The organism is Nitrosomonas sp. Nm51 (assembly GCF_900111165.1).
Lineage (GTDB): Bacteria > Pseudomonadota > Gammaproteobacteria > Burkholderiales > Nitrosomonadaceae > Nitrosomonas.
In genome coordinates, this window is record NZ_FOGH01000024.1 from 1 (window position 1) to 19,707 (window position 19,707).

At 48.5% G+C, this 19,707-nt stretch carries 14 protein-coding genes and 1 pseudogene; 10 read left to right on the forward strand and 5 right to left on the reverse strand.

The window, feature by feature from the left end:
* The 4 genes and pseudogenes from BMY60_RS09220 to guaB form a co-directional block, all read right to left on the reverse strand.
* Positions 1–163 (reverse strand): ATP-binding protein (locus tag BMY60_RS09220; RefSeq protein ID WP_371264208.1); only part of this gene is annotated, 163 nt, incomplete at its 3' end.
* Positions 136–402 (reverse strand): annotated as a pseudogene (locus BMY60_RS09225) (Arm DNA-binding domain-containing protein); the annotation flags it as partial. The gene BMY60_RS09220 and the pseudogene BMY60_RS09225, both read right to left, overlap by 28 nt.
* Positions 403–710: 308 nt before the next feature.
* Positions 711–2,273, reverse strand: coding sequence for a glutamine-hydrolyzing GMP synthase (gene guaA / locus BMY60_RS09230; protein WP_090333114.1), 1,563 nt, complete (start codon positions 2,271–2,273; stop codon positions 711–713).
* Between the two features lie 11 nt (positions 2,274–2,284).
* Complete coding sequence (guaB, locus tag BMY60_RS09235) at positions 2,285–3,751, reverse strand: IMP dehydrogenase (protein WP_090333116.1); 1,467 nt, start codon at positions 3,749–3,751, stop codon at positions 2,285–2,287.
* 193 nt (positions 3,752–3,944) lie between these two features.
* Between guaB and BMY60_RS09240 the strand changes: the two genes are divergently transcribed.
* Positions 3,945–4,415, forward strand: a complete 471-nt coding sequence (locus tag BMY60_RS09240; protein WP_090333161.1) for a DUF4124 domain-containing protein — start codon at positions 3,945–3,947, stop codon at positions 4,413–4,415.
* 58 nt (positions 4,416–4,473) lie between these two features.
* The gene (locus BMY60_RS09245; protein ID WP_143057403.1) at positions 4,474–5,142 is read left to right on the forward strand and encodes a TMF family protein; all 669 of its coding nucleotides are present in this window, start codon (positions 4,474–4,476) and stop codon (positions 5,140–5,142) included.
* 166 nt (positions 5,143–5,308) lie between these two features.
* Here BMY60_RS09245 and BMY60_RS09250 read toward each other — a convergent pair whose 3' ends face one another.
* A complete protein-coding gene (locus BMY60_RS09250; RefSeq protein ID WP_090333120.1) occupies positions 5,309–6,427 on the reverse strand; it encodes a TolB family protein in 1,119 nt (372 codons plus the stop codon).
* Positions 6,428–6,617: 190 nt separating this feature from the next.
* On the opposite strand from BMY60_RS09250, the gene BMY60_RS09255 reads away from it, so the two are divergent.
* The 8 genes from BMY60_RS09255 to BMY60_RS09290 all read left to right on the forward strand — a co-directional run bounded on the left by BMY60_RS09255 (position 6,618) and on the right by BMY60_RS09290 (position 19,267).
* Complete coding sequence (locus tag BMY60_RS09255) at positions 6,618–7,325, forward strand: glutaredoxin family protein (protein WP_090333121.1); 708 nt, start codon at positions 6,618–6,620, stop codon at positions 7,323–7,325.
* Positions 7,326–7,502: 177 nt separating this feature from the next.
* A complete protein-coding gene (locus tag BMY60_RS09260) occupies positions 7,503–9,725 on the forward strand; it encodes an acyl-CoA dehydrogenase (RefSeq protein ID WP_090333123.1) in 2,223 nt (740 codons plus the stop codon).
* 2 nt (positions 9,726–9,727) lie between these two features.
* Positions 9,728–11,059 (forward strand): acetyl-CoA C-acetyltransferase, encoded by a 1,332-nt coding sequence (locus tag BMY60_RS09265; protein WP_090333162.1) that lies wholly within the window; start codon positions 9,728–9,730, stop codon positions 11,057–11,059.
* Positions 11,060–11,062: 3 nt separating this feature from the next.
* Complete coding sequence (locus BMY60_RS09270) at positions 11,063–13,156, forward strand: 3-hydroxyacyl-CoA dehydrogenase NAD-binding domain-containing protein (protein ID WP_218141666.1); 2,094 nt, start codon at positions 11,063–11,065, stop codon at positions 13,154–13,156.
* Positions 13,157–13,170: 14 nt separating this feature from the next.
* Complete coding sequence (locus BMY60_RS09275; RefSeq protein WP_090333125.1) at positions 13,171–15,039, forward strand: acetyl-CoA hydrolase/transferase C-terminal domain-containing protein; 1,869 nt, start codon at positions 13,171–13,173, stop codon at positions 15,037–15,039.
* A 72-nt stretch (positions 15,040–15,111) separates the two neighbouring features.
* The gene (locus tag BMY60_RS09280; protein WP_090333126.1) at positions 15,112–15,939 is read left to right on the forward strand and encodes a RibD family protein; all 828 of its coding nucleotides are present in this window, start codon (positions 15,112–15,114) and stop codon (positions 15,937–15,939) included.
* Between the two features lie 707 nt (positions 15,940–16,646).
* Complete coding sequence (gene epsL, locus BMY60_RS09285) at positions 16,647–17,891, forward strand: XrtB/PEP-CTERM-associated polysaccharide biosynthesis outer membrane protein EpsL (RefSeq protein ID WP_143057404.1); 1,245 nt, start codon at positions 16,647–16,649, stop codon at positions 17,889–17,891.
* The gene (locus tag BMY60_RS09290) at positions 17,888–19,267 is read left to right on the forward strand and encodes an undecaprenyl-phosphate glucose phosphotransferase (protein WP_090333130.1); all 1,380 of its coding nucleotides are present in this window, start codon (positions 17,888–17,890) and stop codon (positions 19,265–19,267) included. The genes epsL and BMY60_RS09290 overlap by 4 nt, the downstream gene beginning before the upstream one ends.
* Positions 19,268–19,707: the final 440 nt, after the last annotated feature.

The following is a 19,707-nucleotide window of genomic DNA, read 5'->3' on the forward strand; positions in this document are numbered from 1 at the left end:
GCAGGGCAAGCCTGCCTTGTTTGCCAGCGGATTTTTCCTGCTCCAGTCTATTGACCAGGTCAACGGCGCTGAAGAAGCGCACTTTTTTATTATGATGCTGAATGCCTGATGTGCCGATGGCAATAGCCAGGTGCGTTTTTCCGGTACCGGTGCCGCCAACCAGTACCCGGCCGCGATCATCTTCTTTGCTTCGCTGAGTCGTTCCCGTGCTTCTGCAAGCGTGACGCCACGCTTGCCATACCGGCCTATCGTCAAGGTCTCCTGTCGACCGCTGATCGCGTAGTTGTATCTGAAGGAGATACCTCCTGCTGGTGTCACCGCCACATAGAGTCCATCGCGGTCGTTCACTTTGTAGAGTTTGTCCTGGGGCTTCAAATTGCGCAGCTTGGTATCGGTCAGCATGATAAGGGGCTCCGTGGGGCCAAAAATACCATGATTTTTTATGGCATGGTAATTAGGTTATTTTTTGTTTTATATCAATGACTTGACTGATTTTAATACCATGAATGGCTTGGAAAACATGGCATGGTATTTTGTCAAAGCCCTGATCTTGAGGGCAACGATACCATGATTTATACCATGAAAAAAGTTTGCTTGGAGGTGCCAGCCAGTGCCAGCAGATGCCAGACAAAAACGGGGGTAATCTATTTAATACAATAGGTTATGTGTTGTTTGATGCCTGCAGGTGCCAGCCAGTGCCAGACGTGGAATCATTCCCACTCAATCGTAGCCGGTGGCTTTCCCGAGATATCATACACGACCCGGTTGATGCCCCGGATTTCGTTAATGATGCGGCTCGAGACCTTTCCGAGCAATGAATACGGCAATTCAGCCCAGTTGGCTGTCATGAAATCCAGTGTTTGCACTGCGCGCAAAGCGATTACATATTCATAGGTGCGGCCATCTCCCATGACGCCAACCGATTTCACCGGTACAAAAACAGCAAACGCCTGAGAAGTTTTTTGATACCACCCGGAATGTTGCAGTTCTTCAATGAAAATCTGGTCAGCATGCCTGAGTAACTCGGCATATTCATATTTCACTTCGCCAAGAATCCGCACCCCCAATCCCGGACCAGGAAAAGGATGGCGATTGACCATATCGCGCGGTAGCCCGAGTGCCAGACCGAGTTCGCGCACTTCATCCTTGAACAGTTCGCGCAACGGCTCAAGCAGTTTCAAATGAAGCGTTTCCGGCAAGCCGCCGACATTATGGTGCGATTTGATGGTGTTCGCTTTTTTGGTTTTTCCGCCTGCCGATTCAATCACATCGGGATAAATCGTACCCTGGGCCAGCCATTGCGCATCGGTTATTTTAGCTGCTTCAGCCTGGAAAACCTCGACAAATTCACGGCCGATGATGCGCCGTTTTTCTTCTGGATCGATAACACCTTTCAGACGTTCGAAAAAAATCCGGCTGGCGTCCACGTGAATCACTCTCACCGCGAGATGATTGGCGAATGTGTCCATGACCTGTCTGGCTTCGCTGGCGCGCAGCAGTCCGTTGTCCACGAACACGCATGTCAGTTGATCGCCAACTGCCTTGTGGATCAACGCCGCGGCAACCGAAGAATCCACCCCACCCGACAAACCCAGAATCACGCCCGCATGCCCCACGGTCGCACGAATCCTGCTCACCGCTTCCTCGACATAATCGGGCATATTCCAGTCACGGCCAAGATTGCAGATATCATGCAAAAAACGGTCAATGATCGCTTTTCCCTGTAGCGTGTGCGTCACTTCCGGATGAAACTGAATGCCATAAAAACGGCGTTGTTCGTCGGCCATCGCAGCAATCGGAGCTGCCGCATTAAACGCCATCATCTGAAAACCCGGCGGCAGCGTTTCGACTTTATCACCGTGGCTCATCCAGACATCCAGTATCTGTCGGTCCTGCGCATCAATGCGATCCTGAATGTCTCTTAATAATGCCCCGCTACCTGTGGCTGTAATCTCGGCATACCCGAATTCACGGACAACCGCATTTTCAACGACGCCGCCAAGTTGAGCAGCCATCGCCTGCATGCCATAGCAGATTCCCAAAACGGGCACACCGAGTTCGAATACGACCTGCGGCACTCGTGGCGTTTCTATTTCAACCACGGAAGCCGGTCCGCCTGACAAAATAATCCCATTGGGAGAAAACTGCTCTATAAATTCGTAAGTTACGTCATAAGGGTGCAACTCGCAATACACGCCCGCTTCACGTACACGGCGGGCAATCAACTGCGTATACTGGGAACCGAAGTCCAGAATGAGAATTTTCTGATGCATAAAAACCGGTTCTACTTGATATGATAATTGGGCGCTTCTTTTGTAATCTGGACATCATGAACATGTGACTCGCGCACACCCGCAGCGGTAATCTGTACAAATTCAGCTTTGTCATGCATTTCTGCAATACTCGAACACCCCAGATAGCCCATACTTGAACGCACACCGCCCATAAGTTGATGAATGACCAGAGCAGTGCTGCCTTTAAACGGCACACGCCCCTCGACACCCTCAGGAACCAGTTTTTCATTGTTTTTTTGCTCCTTTTCTTGAAAATAACGGTCACTGGAACCCTGCTGCATGGCTGAAAGCGAACCCATACCACGGTAAGTTTTATAGGAGCGCCCCTGATACAACTCAATTTCACCGGGCGATTCGGTGGTGCCGGCCAGCAGGCCACCCAGCATTACCAGATTGGCACCGGCTGCCAGCGCCTTGGCGATATCACCCGAATAGCGGATACCGCCGTCAGCGATAACCGGCACCTCTGTGCCATGGAGCGCCTCGGAAACGTTATGGATTGCAGTGATTTGCGGCATGCCGACACCGGCTACGACGCGCGTTGTACAAATCGAGCCTGGCCCGATGCCAGCCTTGACTGCATCAGCGCCGCAATCCACCAGCGCCCGCGCCGCATCCGCAGTGGCTACGTTGCCACCGATAACCTGAATTTCCGGATAACGCCGTTTGATCCAGCTTATACGCTCGAGAACACTTTGTGAATGACCATGCGCGGTATCCACGACAACCACATCAACACCCGCTTGCACCAGCGCATCGGTGCGTTCATCGCTGCCTTCGCCAACGCCGATCGCCGCACCAACCCGCAGACGTTCCTGATCATCCTTGCAGGCAAGCGGATATTCTGAAATTTTGGTGATATCCTTGACTGTTATCAGTCCTTTTAATTCAAACTGCTCGTTGACAACCAGTACTCGTTCAAGCCGATGTTTATGCAGCAAATTCATGGCTTCTTCGCGTGAGGTATTTTCACTGACCGTAACCAGCCGTTTTTTGGGTGTCATGATATTTTTAATTGGCTGGTCAAAATTGGTTTCAAAACGCAGATCACGATTGGTTACGATACCGACAACTTTTTTTCCGTTGACGACGGGCAGGCCTGAGATTTTGTGTGCGCGAATCAATTCCAGCACTTCCCGCACTGTCATATTTTGATGAATTGTAATCGGATCTTTAACGACGCCGCTTTCAAAACGTTTGACTTTGGCTACTTGCGCCGCTTGCGCTTCAATCGGCATGTTCTTATGCAAAATGCCGATACCGCCTTCCTGCGCAATGGCAATTGCCAGCCCTGCTTCGGTAACGGTATCCATTGCTGCGGACGCCAATGGTATATTCAGCGAAATTGTACGTGTCAGCTGCGTTGCAAGACTGACGTCCCGCGGCAAGATTGCAGAATATGCGGGAACCAGCAGTACATCATCGAAGGTGAGCGCTTCTTCTTGAATTAATTGCATACGAAATATCAGTCCTGTGCAAAGCGGTATTATATCCAAATCACGAGCAATTTTTGCAGCAATTCAACCATCAGACAGTATGTTTCTCAAATTATTACCGCTTAAATGCTTATTTTATGACGGATTAATCCGTAATGAATATTGTCAATGCCAGTCGTTTCATATGATTGACCCATCAATTTCTGGAGAAAAAATGCGTTACCTAGTACTCATAGTATGGCTGTTGCCGCTCAGTTTGCCAGTATCGGCTCAACTCTACAAATGGATTGATGAGCATGGTAAAACCCAATACTCTGACCAGCCACCACCATCCGACAACGTCCAAAAAGAACAAAGAGTCAAGATTCATGCATCACCCGCACCTGTATCCACTGTCAACACATCGGACAATACTGATACCGGCATGGCTGATGCTCTGACTGAGCAAAGGCTTGAATACGATAAACGCCGTCAGGAAAGACTGAAAAAAGATGCACAACAGAAAATAGCAGCAGCAGAAAATCAAAAAAAATGTGTTGACGCCCAGAGCAGATTAAGAGTATTTTTGGAATCGCCCCGGTTACGCATCCCAGATGGCAAGGGTGGGCTGGTGTATGCTGACGACAATCTGCGCCAACAGAAAATTGATGAAACCAACGCGGCCATTAAAACGTTTTGCGAGTAAAATTCAGTTTACGGCAATTTTTTCATATTAAATGCAGCACATCCGATTAAAAACAATTTTGATTTTTTTTCCTGTGTTGTTATTTGCCGGTTCTGTATCCAGCGATACAGCGCCGCAACCGCATCCCGATTCTCCAGCCATACCGGCTTCTAACGCGCAATTGCTAAATACGATTGCCGCGCTGGAGCAGCAAGCCGCAAAAGAAGCCGAAATGATCGCGGCTTTGAACGATCGTATTGCACGGCTGGAGCAAAAAATTGCCGCACTCAATTCTGCCGTCATGAAGCAGCATGAGTTGATTCAGACCATCCAAATTGAAGACGGCCCGGTTAATCAAGGCAGCGCTGCAAAAATCGACACGGCTGAGTCCAGCCAGAGCGCGGCGGGTTCGGCAGCAATATCTCCTTATCAAGAAAAAACCAGTTCGTTTTTCGATATAGAGTTTTGGCGGGCTTTCATTTCTCCCTTTACACCGTATTTGATACCTGCCTCAGCTGGAATATTAGTTGCTCTTATTCTGTTACTTTCACTGCGCGTCATTACCACAAAACGCGGCAGAAAAACGGTATCCGGCGATGAAGAAGTACCGGTATCTACATCCTCGGCCGCCGCCAGCCGTCAGAACCCTATCGCCACGAATGAAAAAAACGCAATGCTTGCGCAAAAACTGGCCGCATTACGAAGCGCTGTTGATCAGGGAAAGCAACGGCGGCAGAAGCAGGAATAATGCGCCTGTAAGCAAATCCGGCTGCATGGACTGTAACGGTTACCGGCAGACTGTAAAAACACGCTTCAATTCGCACTCCTTAATGACGCAGGACGTCATCAATTTTGCATTGCGTGCAATAGCGAGCTTTCCGATCTATCCGTCAACGGCCAGCCGATTGTCACAATTAATCCAGCGACAGGCTTTGCATCGCTTTTTCATGATTCCATTTGCCATGAAACAAATGGCCCTTCTTGGTTGGTACACGATCACTGGTCCAGGTCAGATAGTTACCGTCCGGCGTGAAAACGGGCAGGCCGTCAAATCCCGGCTTGTCGGTAACACGTACAGGCTCTTTTTCGCCGTCAACGTCTACGATGTACAGTTCAAAATTGCGATGCCCGTGTATATTTGTCGAGAAAATAATATATGCGTTCGATGGATGGTAAAAAGGCGCCCACGACAGCGCGTTCAGATGCGTTATCTGTTTTTGGTCGGTGCCGTCAATATTCATGGTGAATACTTCGGCTTCTCTGCCGTTTGCAGAGAAACGCCGCCATACGATGCGTTTACCATCCGGGCTGAAAAACGGTCCGCCGTCATACACATTGGTATGAGTGAGTCGTTTCACATTTGAGCCGTCGGCCTCCATGATGTAAATATCGATCATCGAAGACGGATCTTTCTTGAACAATTCGGCTTCTGTTTCAGTCAGTTTTTCCGTGTAGGCGCGGCGGTTGGATGCAAACGCTATATATCTGCCGTCTGGAGACCAGGACGCCTCTGCATCGTAACCCAAGATGTTGGTCAGGTTTTTGATATTGTTTCCTTCCAAATCGGTTTCATAAATATCGTAATGTTCATCATAATCCCAGGCATAAGACTTTCGTTCGCCCGATTTTCTGCGCTCCAGTTCCGCCGTCATTTTGCTTTTGGCGTCCGGATCTTCATGGGTTGAAGAGAACAGCACCTTGTTTTTCGAAGGATGAACCCAGGAACATGTCGTTTTACCGATACCGGGAGACACCCGTTGGATATTACCGCTTTCCAGATGCTTCAGATAAATTTGATAAAAGGGATTCTCATCAGCCACTTCCGCCTGATAAACCATCCATTGCTGATCGGCACGGTAATACGCTTCACCCACGCGTTTTTCTTTTTCGGTATCCGATAGCACAAAATCCTCAGCAATAAAACCCGCCGCACTGGCGCTGGCGGAAATCAACGGTATCGCAATAAATAAAAATGGCAAACTCCATACCAGCAGGCCAGAAAATAACTTCGAGATAAATAGTCTATTTCTCATTGATTCATTTAAATATGTTATAAAAAAGTAAACATTAACATATCATTCGCCTGAATTTGCAAACAATCGCAGGATATTGGAATCAGAAGAAACTTAATATTTCTTGTATCGTTTAATCACCGGCCCCTCTTCCTCCCCCGGCAGGAACTTTTAAGTCCGTATCGATTCACACAAAAAACAAGGAGCAGCCATGAATCAACAACAATCAAATGAAATTTTTCGCCGTAGCGACTGCCCGTGGGGCAAAAAAGCTGTGAAGCTACTTCAAGAAAGAGACATTGAATTTCAGGACCATATCTTTACATCTACAGCTGATGAAAATGCTTTTAAGGCGAAGTGGAATGTTGAAACAACACCGCAGATTTTCTTGAACAGCGAGCGCATTGGCGGCTATACCGAACTGGCTGATTACTATGATATAGACACCGACGATTCTGATTCCGAAGAAACGTCCTACATTCCTGTTATTGCCGTATTCGGTATCGCACTGCTGATGGCGTTATCGACCGAAAGCATCATGTACAGCTTCATGGGCTATGCCTTATGTTTACTGGCGTGCCTGAAACTGATGGATTTGAACAGCTTTGTCACGGGATTTAAAAAATACGATCTGATCACGCAGCGCATACCCGTTTATGGGAAAGTCTATCCTTTTGCCGAACTGATTGCCGGGCTTGGTTTTCTGACACCGCAGTATCTGCATATTACTGGATGGGTATCCTTGTTTGTTGGTATTGCCGGCGGCATCTCGGTTTTCAAAGCTGTGTATATCGATAAAACCGACCTGAACTGCGCCTGTGTTGGCGGCAATTCAAACGTACCGCTAGGCATCGTCAGTTTTTCCGAAAATGCAATGATGGCGATTATGGGTGCCTGGGTGTTGTTGTTTGTTGTATAGAAACCAAAAAGACTTGTAAAAAAATCGATATTTGACGCAGCCGCCCTTGTACCGCAGAATAGAAGCAATGATTTATTTTTTTCCAGTGTCAATCAATCTATACTGACAGGCAACGCTCGCACTCAACGCAAATAAATACAGCAATGCGCTGCAAGCGCGTGTAAACAAGGATACTTTATGCTCACGACATTGCGCCGTTATCTTCTGACCAGACCTATTCTGAAACGTATGCGCAAAGCTTTACCGGGCATATCCGAAACTGAGCGTGAGGCGCTCGAAGCCGGTGATGTGTGGTGGGACGCAGAACTGTTTACCGGCAATCCAGACTGGTTAAAACTGATGCAGACGCCCCCTGCGCAGCTTTCGCAAGAAGAACAGGCATTTCTGAATGGTCCGGTCGAAGAACTGTGCTGCATGTTGAATGACTGGGAAATAAACTGGAAACATAAAGATCTGCCGCCCGAGATCTGGGATTTCATCCGCACCCACCAGTTTTTTGCGATGATTATTCCGCGACAGTATGGCGGGCTCGGGTTTTCGGCCTACGCCAACTCACAGGTTATTCGTAAAATCGCCAGCCGCTCTGTGGTGGCGGCAGTTACAGTTATGGTGCCTAACTCGCTCGGTCCGGGTGAATTACTCATGGAATTTGGCACTAAGGCACAGCAGGACTACTGGTTACCCAGGCTGGCAAACGGTACGGAAATCCCCTGCTTCGGACTTACCAGTCCGCAGGCAGGCTCGGATGCTTCTTCTATGGATGACAGTGGCGTCATTTGCAGAGGCATTTTTGAAGGCGAAGAAATTATCGGCATCCGTCTGAACTGGCATAAGCGTTATATTACACTTGGACCCGTGGCAACCGTACTGGGCCTGGCTTTTAAACTGTATGATCCGGAACATCTGATTGGCGACCAGGAAACACTCGGCATTACGGTGGCATTGATCCCTACCAGGCTGGACGGTATTAATATCGGCCGCCGTCATCTGCCATGCTATCAAATGTTTCAGAATGGCCCCAATTGGGGTAAAGATGTATTTGTTCCGCTGGATTTCGTCATTGGCGGAACACAGCAGATCGGCCAGGGCTGGAAAATGCTGATGGAAGCGCTTGCCGCCGGGCGCGGGATATCACTTCCATCACTCGCAGCCGCTGCAACGGCCTTTTCAGCGCGCACCACAGGTGCTTACGCACGCATCAGACAGCAGTTTCATATTCCGATCGGCAAATTCGAGGGCGTACAGGCCCGCCTTGGCAAACTGGCTGCCAACGCTTATTTGCTTGATGCTGCGCGGCAATTAACTTGTGCCGGACTTGATCAGGGTTATAAGCTTGCCGTGATTTCCGCGATCATGAAAGCACATACGACGTACCGTATGCGCGACGCAGTTAATGACGCCATGGACGTGCATGCCGGCAAAGCCGTGATTGATGGTCCGTCCAACTACCTCGGTAATTTATACCGTGCAGTGCCTGTCGGCATCACGGTTGAAGGCGCAAATATTCTGACGCGCAACATGATTATCTTCGGACAAGGCGCTATCCGCTGCCACCCATGGCTGTTAAAGGAAATACTGGCGCTGGAAGAACCGGATCAGAAAAAAGCGCTTGCTGAATTCGACAAGGCATTCTGGGGACATATTGGACACAGCTTTAAAACCTTTGGCCGCGCATGGCTGCGCAGCTGGACAAAAGGGAAATATGCGCCTGTACCTTCCGCTCCCACCCGGCTATTGCCCTACTATAAACAATTAAGCCGCTACTCAGCTGCTTTTGCCCTGGTTGCCGATTTTGCCTTCTTGGTTCTGGGTGGAACATTAAAACGCAAGGAAATGCTATCAGCGCGTCTGGGCGATATTCTGTCGGAGCTTTATTTTCTTTCCGCTGTGTTGAAGCGGTGGCAGGATGACGGTGAAAAAAACGAAGACCTGCCACTGGTTGAATACTGTGTACAGGAAAGTTTTACCGTTATTGAAAACCGGCTCGACGCTGTTTTCAAGAATCTGCCAAACCGGCCCATGGCCTGGCTGGCCCGTTTTATCACCCTGCCATTGGGCCCACATGCCTACGGCCCTTCGGACAATCTGATCAAGCAATGCGCAGAACTGTTGCTTGCACCAACCGCACAACGCGAACGCCTGACTGACGGCCTGCATACCGGCGATGAACACAGCGCCGTGTCGATTCTGGAAAAGGCCTTCAGAATGGTTGACGAAAACAGCCCGTTAACGGAAAAAATGAAAAACGCACGTATCTACAATATCGAACAGGCGCTCGAGCGCAACATTGTGTCAAATAGCGAAGCCGAAAAACTCAAAACGGCCGAAGAAACTGTTGCACAGGTGATTGCAGTGGATGATTTTGACGCCGGTGCATTCGCGGAAATTCAAGAGGAATAGCCATGGCTCAGACAACATCACATCAACACAATGAAGAAGTACAAGCATTACCCGGGCGTCCGGTTTATATCATCGACGGTACCCGTACGCCATTTATCAAAGCGCGGGGCAAACCGGGACCGTTCACACCGGTGGATCTTGCCGTGCAGTGCGGCCGTCCGCTACTGCTGCGCCAGCCCTTTCATCCCAGCGATTTCGATCAGGTGATACTGGGCTGTGTCAACGTTATCTCGGAAGAAATGAACCCCGCTCGTATTGCCGCGCTGCGCCTGGGTATGGGTGACAGCATGCCGGCATTCACCGTACAGATCAATTGCGGTTCAGGAATGCAGTCCATCGATACCGCGTATAAATACATCCGCGCGGGTGACTCCGACTTGATACTGGCTGGCGGTGCGGAAGCGTTAAGTCACGCACCGCTGCTTTTCAGGCAACAGGCCGTTGAATGGTTTGCCACGTTAAACCGGACCAGTTCATTTGTCAAAAAAATGAAAGCCCTGGCTGCCTTCAAACCAGGGTATTTCAAGCCCGTCATCGGCTTGCTGCGCGGCTTGACTGACCCTGTCGTCGAAATGAACATGGGTCAAACGGCTGAGAAGCTGGCATACCTGTTCGATATAACGCGCCGTCAGGCTGATGAATATGCGGTAACCAGCCATTCCCGGCTGCACCGGGCGCAACAGGAAGGATTCCTGAAGAACGAAGTTGAACCCGCATTCAGTAATTACGGGCAGGTTTATGAACATGATGATGGCGTACGCCCGGATTCCTCGCTTGAAAAACTGGCAAAACTCTCGCCCGCCTTTGAGCCGCCACATGGAAAAGTCACGCCCGGCAACAGTTCGCAAATTACCGATGGAGCGTCATGGGTCATTCTCGCTTCAGAAGACGCGGTCAATCGGTATAAGCTGAAACCCAGGGCAGTCATTAAAGACAGCGAATGGTCGGCGCTTAGCCCTTCCATCATGGGGCTTGGCCCTGTTTTATCGTCGACGGCCATTATGAAACGTCACCAACTCACGTTTGACAATGTTGATTTGTGGGAGATTAACGAGGCATTCGCAGCACAGGTACTGGCCTGCCTGAAAGCCTGGAATGATGCGGACTTCTGCAAAGACGTGCTGGGACTCGAACAGCCAATGGGCGAGATCAATCAGGCCAATCTCAACGTAGATGGCGGCGCAATCGGATTGGGGCACCCTGTCGGTACCAGCGGTAACCGCATCGTTTTGCATCTGGTCAATGCAATGCACCGTCTGGATAAAAAAACCGGTATCGCTACAGAATGCATCGGCGGCGGACAGGGCGGCGCGATGCTAATAGAAAAGGTATAAAACATGAAAGTTGATGTACTCCCACACGTTGAAAACATGCGTCATAGCACGCCATCGTATACATCAGAAAAAGCAAACTGGCGCACCCGGATTGATGAAGACGGGATATTCTGGCTGCAACTGGACAAAAAGGACAGCAGCGCCAACACATTATCTGAAGATGTGCTTCAGGAACTCGATGAAATACTTGCCGATATTGAAAAGAAACCACCCAAGGCGCTGGTAATCGATTCCGCCAAGCCCAAAGGATTCTGCGCAGGCGCTGATATTAAGTCGTTTAAAAACCACGATGAATCAGGCATGGCAGACATGCTGCATCGCGGCCATGCCGTTTTAGACAAACTTGTAGCACTGGATATGCCAACCATTGCCGTAATTCATGGTCACTGCCTCGGTGGTGGATTGGAGCTCGCACTGGCTTGCCGGCAGCGTATCGGTATCAAGGACGGATTGGAAATGGGTTTTCCGGAAATTCGTCTCGGCGTACACCCCGGACTGGGCGGCACGTACCGTTTGACGCGTTTAATCAATCCGATTACAGCCATGACCATGATGCTTACCGGAAAATCAGCGCATGACAAACAAGCCAGAAAACGGGGATTGATTGACGATCTGGTCGAACGCCGCCATATTGAAAATGCCGTGCGCGCAGCAATCGGAAAAGGCATCAAGAAACGCAGGCGCGGATTCGGCAACTACATCTTGAATACGCTAATCGTCCGTAAATTTGCGGCAAAAAAAATGCGTGCCGAAAGTGAAAAAAAAGCGCCATCCGCCAATTATCCGGCGCCTTATGCCCTGATAGACCTTTGGGAAAAATATGGCGCCAATACGCATAAAATGCAAGCAGCGGAGGTCCAGTCATTTGCCAGATTAATGGTCAGCGAAACCGCCAACAATCTTGTGCGCGTTTTCTTTCTGCACCAGTCGTTAAAAAGACAGGCAAAAAACCATGCCGGCATTCAACATGTTCACGTCATCGGCGCCGGTTCAATGGGCGGCGAAATCGCAGGCTGGTGCGCCATGCAAGGCCTGAAGGTTACATTATCAGATCAAAAGGCAGAACCTATCGCGCAGGCTGTCAAGAACACAGAGCAATTGTGTAACAGCAAACACAAAAGCAATGCTGAGACACGCGACGCGCTTGACCGTCTGATTTCGGATATGCGCAATACCGGCCTGGAGAACGCCGACTTAATTATCGAAGCCGTTCCGGAAAAAATTGAAATCAAAAAAAAGCTGTATCAAGCCATTGAATCCGGCATCAAGCCCGATGCTATTCTAGCAACCAATACCTCGAGTATTTTGATCGAAAAACTCGCTGATTGCCTGAATAATCCCGCACGTTTTATGGGCTTGCATTTTTTCAACCCGGTATCCAAAATGCTCATGGTCGAAGCGATCGGTCATGAAAATACCGGCGCAGAGGTCGTTGAACGAATGCTTGCGTTTACCCGCGACATAGGGAAAATTCCGGTGCGGGTAACGAGTTATCCCGGTTTTCTGGTTAACCGCGCCTTGACGCCATATTTGCTGGAAGCAATTATCATGCTCGAAGAAGGTATCGACAAGACACATATTGATGATACTGCAAAAAAATTCGGCATGCCGATGGGTCCGATAGAACTGATCGATCAGATCGGTCTGGATATTTGTATCCATGTGGCCGACATGCTGGCCGATTCACTGGACAAACCTGTCGCCAAGATTCCTGGCAGTGTGCGCAAAAAAGCCGAGAACGGGAAACTCGGCAAAAAAACCGGAGAAGGGTTTTATCAGTGGAAAGACGGCAAAGCCCAACGTGGCGAAAATTCTTCGGAAAAACAATCCGCCAAAAATAACGATGATCAAGTAACCGATCGGCTTATTTTACCTATGCTTGACGCCTGTGTGGAATGTTACCGTCGAGAAGTCGTCAGGGATCTCGACCACCTTGATGGCGCGATGATTTTTGCAACCGGTTTTGCGCCTTTCCGGGGCGGTCCAATCCATTACGCCCGCACCCGTGGCGTGAACGAAATTATCACAGCCCTAGAGAAGCTGTGCGAACAACATGACGAGCGGTTTAAACCGGATCAGGGCTGGCAATCGTTATAATTTATAACTGCTTCGTGACAAAAAAACCGGTTATTCACGCATGTCCCGATACGCTGGCGAGCGCCATTATCGAGCAGACAGGCAAACGAATTCAGCTCGCCCTGCCGCTTGGCCTTGGAAAAGCCAATCATATTGCCAATGCACTGGTTAGGCGCGCCTTAAAAGACAGTACAATCCATTTACAGATTTTCACCGCACTGACTCTGGAGCGCCCCGGATTAAACAGTGAACTCAAACGCCGTTTTTTTGAACCCGCTTTCAACCGTCTTTTTGGCGATTATCCGGATCTGACGTATGCAAAATTATTACGGACAGGAAACTTACCTCAGAATATCGTGGTCAATGAGTTTTTCCTTCTGGCCGGACAATGGCTGAACGTCCCCAAAGCACAACAGCATTATATTCCGGTCAACTATTCGCATGCGCTAGCCTGTCTTCTGGATAACGGCGTGAACGTTCTGGCCCAGTTGGTGGCACACGATAACGGAGAATACAACCTGAGCTGCAATCCGGATATTACTGCGGATTTATTAAAGGCCCGGCGCGAAGGACGTGCCCGTTTTATTTTTGCGGCACAGCGCAACCGTCAGCTTCCGTTTATGTATGGTGACTCACAAATCGTGGCGCAGGAACTGGACCTGCTGCTTGAAAGCCCGGATACCGATTACGAATTGTACAGCGCCCCCAAAAGACCCGTCAGTCTGGCGGATCAGGCCATCGGGCTTCACGCGGCCCGGCTGGTGCGCGATGGCGGCACGCTCCAGATCGGTATCGGCTCCGTTGGCGACGCGGTCGCGCATGCATTGATTTTACGCCACAAACATAACGCCATGTTCAATAAACTGGTTGATGAACTTGCCAGTCAGAATGCTGCTGATCATAGCGACTTTTATCACGACCAGCCATTTAAAAACGGTATTTACGGCATGAGCGAAATGTTCGTCGATGGTTTTTTAAGGCTGGCGGAAAGCGGCATCCTTACACGCGAGGTCGACGGAGCGGTTCTGCATGGCGCTTTTTTTGTTGAGTGCAGGGATTTTTATCGTCGCTTGCGTGGAATGACCGAAAAAGAGCGCGCCCGTTTTCAAATGAAGGCTGTCAGTTTTACCAACGAAATTTACGGCGACGAACTGAACAAACGGCACGCACGGACTAAAGCCAGCTTTATTAACAATGCCATGCTCGCAACTTTACTCGGTGCCGTCATAGCGGACGCGCTGGAAGATGGTACTGTCGTCAGCGGCGTCGGCGGACAATATAACTTTGTCGCTCAGGCTTTAGCGCTTGATGATGCATTTTCTATCATTACCCTCAACGCCACACGCCAGTCCAAAGATGAAACGGTATCGAATATCACCTGGTCTTACGGCCATACGACAATACCCTGGCATTTACGTGATAAGGTAATCACGGAATATGGCGTGGCGCACCTGCGCGGCAAATCAGATGCGCAAGCTATAGCTGCCATGCTGGCCATTACCGATTCGCGGTTTCAAAACGGCCTGCTGAATAAAGCAAAAGCGGCCGGAAAAATCGACCCGGACTGGACCATTCCAGAAGCACACCGCCACAATACACCGGACAGAATCAAGAAAGTATTGCAGCCCGCAAGAGAAGCCGGCGTACTGCCGGTCTTTCCATTCGGCACCGATTTCACGGAAACCGAACAACGATTGCTGCCGGCTATGGCGCTGTTGAAGCAAAAATCGCATTCCAGACGCGCATTACTGCATCTTTTTATCAATGGACTAATATCAGGCGATTTGACAGCAGTCGAAGCTGCATGCCTGACACGCATGCAGTTGAATAAACCGGCAAACTTTAAGGAATATGGCTATCAAAAAATACTTACTGCAGCACTTCGAAAATCAAAAAACTGGTAATTAACATATTGGACTGCAGCTGATTTACTTTCCAACACGGCTGTTACCGGTCTGACACGAGCACAATTTGTTATGGAACAACACATTATTCAGTTATATCCGCAGCCGGGTGACAAACAACCACTCAAAGGAACGTATCTTGCGCACAATCTGCGCCGGTTTGCCGGCACAGACCAGGCATACGTCTATGCAAACTTTATCGCAAGTCTGGATAACCGGATTGCGATTAGCCAGGACGGCGGGAATGGCATGAGAATACCGCAGTCGATTACCAATGATCGCGACTGGTGGTTGTTTCAGGAATTGGCCTGCCAGGCGGATATTATTATCACCAGCGGCCGGTATCTGCGTGAATGGGCACAGGGAAACGCACAGGAAATTCTGCAGACTGACGATCCCCGGTTTGCAGAACTGCGCGACTGGCGGCTGGCGCAGGGACTTCCGCCACAGACCGACATCGCTATTATCAGTAACAATCTGAATTTCCCAGTTCCTGATGTGCTGACAGCCGGCGGCAGGAAAACTTTCGTCTTTACAACGGCTGACACAAAGCCGGATAAAGCCAGAGCGATAGAAAAAAAAGGCATACCAGTGATCGTAGCTGGCGGCCAAACAGGCGTCAACGGCGCAGCAATGATTGATTACTTGACCAAACGCGGCTATCGTCTCATTTTTTCATCTGCCGGACCGAAGATTCTGCATTTATTAATTGCCAGCAGAATGCTAAACAGGCTCTATTTAACGCATGCATGCCAAATACTCGGTGGCGAATACTACGCCGGCATCATTGAGGGAAAACTGCTCGAGCCTGCCGCAGATTTTAATCTCAACAGTCTTTATCTGGATCCGGCAGGACCGGGTGGACAAAGCCAGTTGTTCTATGCATTTGACCGTCAATGACCGAACGATTTGCCTGTTTTAGACCACATTCGAAACTGCGCCAAATACAATATGATATGCCATTGGCAGGCAATTGCGCTCTCACCTGCCGTCCCTGCTCCATTAATTTAACTATACGATTTGTCGCAACTCATCCATGTGCGACAATTTGTCGCACATGGATCGTCGGCTAATCATATAGAATTTATAATTGTCCGGACTTCATTACTTCCGTTGAAAGCGTTATTTTCGGCATTCAAAAAACGACTGCCGATACGCAGAAAAATTGAAAACGTGGTTTTCTTAAACTCGGTACAATCCGCAGTGGTATTGTACTTGGCATTATGATTCATGCATTGCGATGGGGACCGTTCAATGATAAACCAAAAACATTTTTTTAAATCAGCGTATTATGCATTTTTTCTTCTAACTATGCACAAATTAGGTAATGCGTGAAATTTGATTGTCAGCCGGGATAATAAAAGCGTTAATTTGTACTAGGATTCCAAGAATCTGTCCGGACTGTTCAGAAATTGACAATACACCATCAAATATCCCGTTAGTTTATTCCGTAGTATTTTCACAACAACCCTGCGTACATTCGATCATCTTTTGTACCGGCAATCGAAATCCGGCATGCGCCGGATTATAATGAAAAAATGCCGACGTTTTCTGCAAACGCCATATATTCACAATTGACACCTGAAGTCGATTATCTACTGTGACAGATGCCTTTTCTTATGTTTCCGGCCAAAAGATTGTTAAGCGCCGCCATTCTGGCCGCGGCGCTGTTATTTCTTTATTCGTCTGCACATGCCGGAATAATCGGAAAACTAATCCGTCCTTATATGAGCTACAGTATGACAGCCGATGACAATCTCCTGCGTATCCGCGACCAGATGGATGCCGAAGCATTATTGGGCACCAATAATCTGTTTGATATTTCACACCGTTTTCTAGGCGGCGCAGTTATTGACAAACAGATCAGCAGGCAGCAGTTACATATCAACGGAAACTGGAGTCACAACCGCTTCGAAAAATTCAACCAGATTAATAACAACGCATTTGATATACAGGGAAACTGGAACTGGTTTCTGGGGAACCGGCTGGAAGGCAACCTGGGCGCAAATTTCAACAAAAGCCAGGCGCCTTTTTTATTTCAACCAGGCATAAAAAATCTTCGCAGCCAGCACACAGAATATTTCAACCTTGCCTGGCATTACCATCCCAGCTGGCGGTTACGCGGCGACTACACTCACTTCGATTTTGAATCGAACAATTTAGTTTTGCGATTTCAAAATCGCAGAGAAGACCGTTTTCAAACCGGTTTGGACTATTTGGCGTCAAGCGGCAATTCAATCGGCATGCAGTACCGGCACATTCGCGGGAAGTTTACATCACCGATTCAGATAGCTGGTGGTGCATTTACGGAAAGCGGCTACAATCAGAATGAAATCAAAGGAAAAATTGACTGGAAATTAACCGGCAAATCGCATCTCAAATTTTTAGGCGGCTGGGTCCAGAGAAATAATGCCACTTTTTCTGCCAGTGATTTCAGCGGTATCAATGCGCGGCTGACATACCTATGGCAACCCACAGGTAAAGTCGATATAACACTCAGCGGCTGGAGAGAAACGGTCGCTATTCAAAGTTTGAGCGCTAATTTCAGCCTGAATACAGGCGGAAGTGCGACAACGGCCTGGCAGCTATCCGGAAAAACCAAATTGACAGGTTATTTTTCCTATCTTTCGCAAAAGTTTGACCGTTTCTCGGTTTTGACAAATCAGTCCGCCGATTTCGGCAGTAATAACAAAATCTTCACAGCCTCTCTGGAATTAACATACGCACCTTCTTACAACATAGAAATCAGTACTGCAGCTGTGCATAACAGCTTATCCTCGAACTCTCCCCGGGGCGGTTTTACAGCAAATGGCGTCACGGTTTCACTTCGATACATACTAGGAAATCAATGAAAACATACGATTTACCAATAATCGCTTTTTTTAAGCATGTCCTGGACCCCACGATAACCTGGAGCGTGTTGCTGCTGTTAATTTGGTTTTCTGGAGAGTCTTTTACCAGTCATTATCTCGTATTGATTATCATTATTTTCTTTATCTCAAGCTACGTTTATGAGCATACTTCCCTGTATAGAAACTGGCGGCAGGGTAATTTGCTGGCTTACATTCGCGATACGCTTATTGGCTGGTTTATTATTGTTGCGATTTTACTATTTCTTGGTCATGTGACCCATTTTTCAGAATATTTTTCCAGACAGGTAATATTGTCATGGGTGATCATTACACCGCTAACACTGATCATCAGCCATTTGGCCGTCAAGGGAATCATCGGTATCCGTCGCAATCAAGGCAAACAGAGGTCGTCAGTCATTATCGGCGTCAATGCAACAAGTCTGAAACTGCTGAGCCACATCACCGCCCATCCATTGTTACTTATCGAAAATAAAGGACATTTCGATGACCGGCAGCAGCCCAGAATCAGTGGCGACTTCGGTCCATTTCTGGGCGAGACCAAGGACATTATTCCATATCTGCATAAAAACAAAATCGATATGATATTCATCAGCCTGCCTATGACTTCTCAACCCCGCATACAACAGATAGTTGAGCAATTCTCGGATACAACCACTTCCATTTATTTTTTGCCGGATATCTACGTTTTCGATTTGCTTCAGGCTCAGGTTGACTATATCGCTGATATGCCTATCGTTTCACTCGGCGAGTCGCCGTACACCGGTATTGATGGCGTGGTCAAAATTGCAAGTGATTATTTGTTCGCCGCACTGATACTGATTTTGCTTTCGCCATTAATGCTATGTGTCGCCCTGGCTGTCAAGCTGTCTTCCCCCGGACCGGTTATTTTCAGGCAGCGCCGCTATGGCTACAATGGCGATGAAATCATTGTGTATAAATTCCGCACAATGACGGTCACGGAAAATGGCGACAACATCGTCCAGGCTCAAAGAAATGATAGCCGGGTTACCAAAGTTGGCGCGTTCTTAAGGCGCACCTCGCTGGATGAATTGCCGCAGTTTATCAATGTGTTGCAAGGACGCATGAGTGTTGTCGGTCCACGCCCGCATGCTGTCGCGCACAACGAAATGTACCGCAAACTGATCAGAGGTTATATGATGCGCCATAAAACCAAACCCGGAGTTACCGGTTGGGCACAGGTAAATGGATGGCGCGGAGAAACTGACGCACTGGAAAAAATGGCCAAACGCGTCGAGCATGACCTGTACTATCTGAACAACTGGTCACTCTGGCTGGATATATGGATTATTATTCGCACCGTCTGGGTAGTGTTGAACAGAAAAAATGCATACTGACTTATAAACATATGCATTTCTTTCAAGCAGTGCTTATGCCATATCTGAAGCGCATACTCTGTAGCAGAGGAGCAAGGCCAAAATAACTTGAACACTTTATCCTGTATCGGGCATTTTACGAGGGAGTACTTAGGCCATATTGTTCAAGTTATTTTGGCCTGCATCCAGAACGAGCTTTCAATCATTCGCCATGATGACATTATCAACGCGCAATCGCGGTAGCACTATCACAGCAGATTGCACGGCAGCATCCCGACGCTCTCCATATTTAACGTTATCTGCGATAAACGCGCACCATTACCGTTTACAGATGGCCCTCCAGCCGCCATATGCACTTGATCTGAACTGATAGAACGGATATTGGCGGTTCTTCGAGAAAAAAACCTATATGGCAGGTACCATGAAGCTATTGACCGGTAATTTTCAGATTATCGGTTGCG

Bases quoted from the DNA above. Each gene is read 5' to 3' on its own strand.
- BMY60_RS09280 (WP_090333126.1), top strand. From the start codon at position 15,112: ATGGAACAACACATTATTCAGTTATATCCGCAGCCGGGTGACAAACAA.
- epsL (WP_143057404.1), top strand. From the start codon at position 16,647: ATGCCTTTTCTTATGTTTCCGGCCAAAAGATTGTTAAGCGCCGCCATT.
- BMY60_RS09290 (WP_090333130.1), top strand. From the start codon at position 17,888: ATGAAAACATACGATTTACCAATAATCGCTTTTTTTAAGCATGTCCTG.
- guaA (WP_090333114.1), bottom strand. From the start codon at position 2,273: ATGCATCAGAAAATTCTCATTCTGGACTTCGGTTCCCAGTATACGCAG.
- BMY60_RS09255 (WP_090333121.1), top strand. From the start codon at position 6,618: ATGAATCAACAACAATCAAATGAAATTTTTCGCCGTAGCGACTGCCCG.
- BMY60_RS09265 (WP_090333162.1), top strand. From the start codon at position 9,728: ATGGCTCAGACAACATCACATCAACACAATGAAGAAGTACAAGCATTA.
- BMY60_RS09240 (WP_090333161.1), top strand. From the start codon at position 3,945: ATGCGTTACCTAGTACTCATAGTATGGCTGTTGCCGCTCAGTTTGCCA.
- BMY60_RS09270 (WP_218141666.1), top strand. From the start codon at position 11,063: ATGAAAGTTGATGTACTCCCACACGTTGAAAACATGCGTCATAGCACG.
- BMY60_RS09250 (WP_090333120.1), bottom strand. From the start codon at position 6,427: ATGAGAAATAGACTATTTATCTCGAAGTTATTTTCTGGCCTGCTGGTA.
- BMY60_RS09260 (WP_090333123.1), top strand. From the start codon at position 7,503: ATGCTCACGACATTGCGCCGTTATCTTCTGACCAGACCTATTCTGAAA.
- guaB (WP_090333116.1), bottom strand. From the start codon at position 3,751: ATGCAATTAATTCAAGAAGAAGCGCTCACCTTCGATGATGTACTGCTG.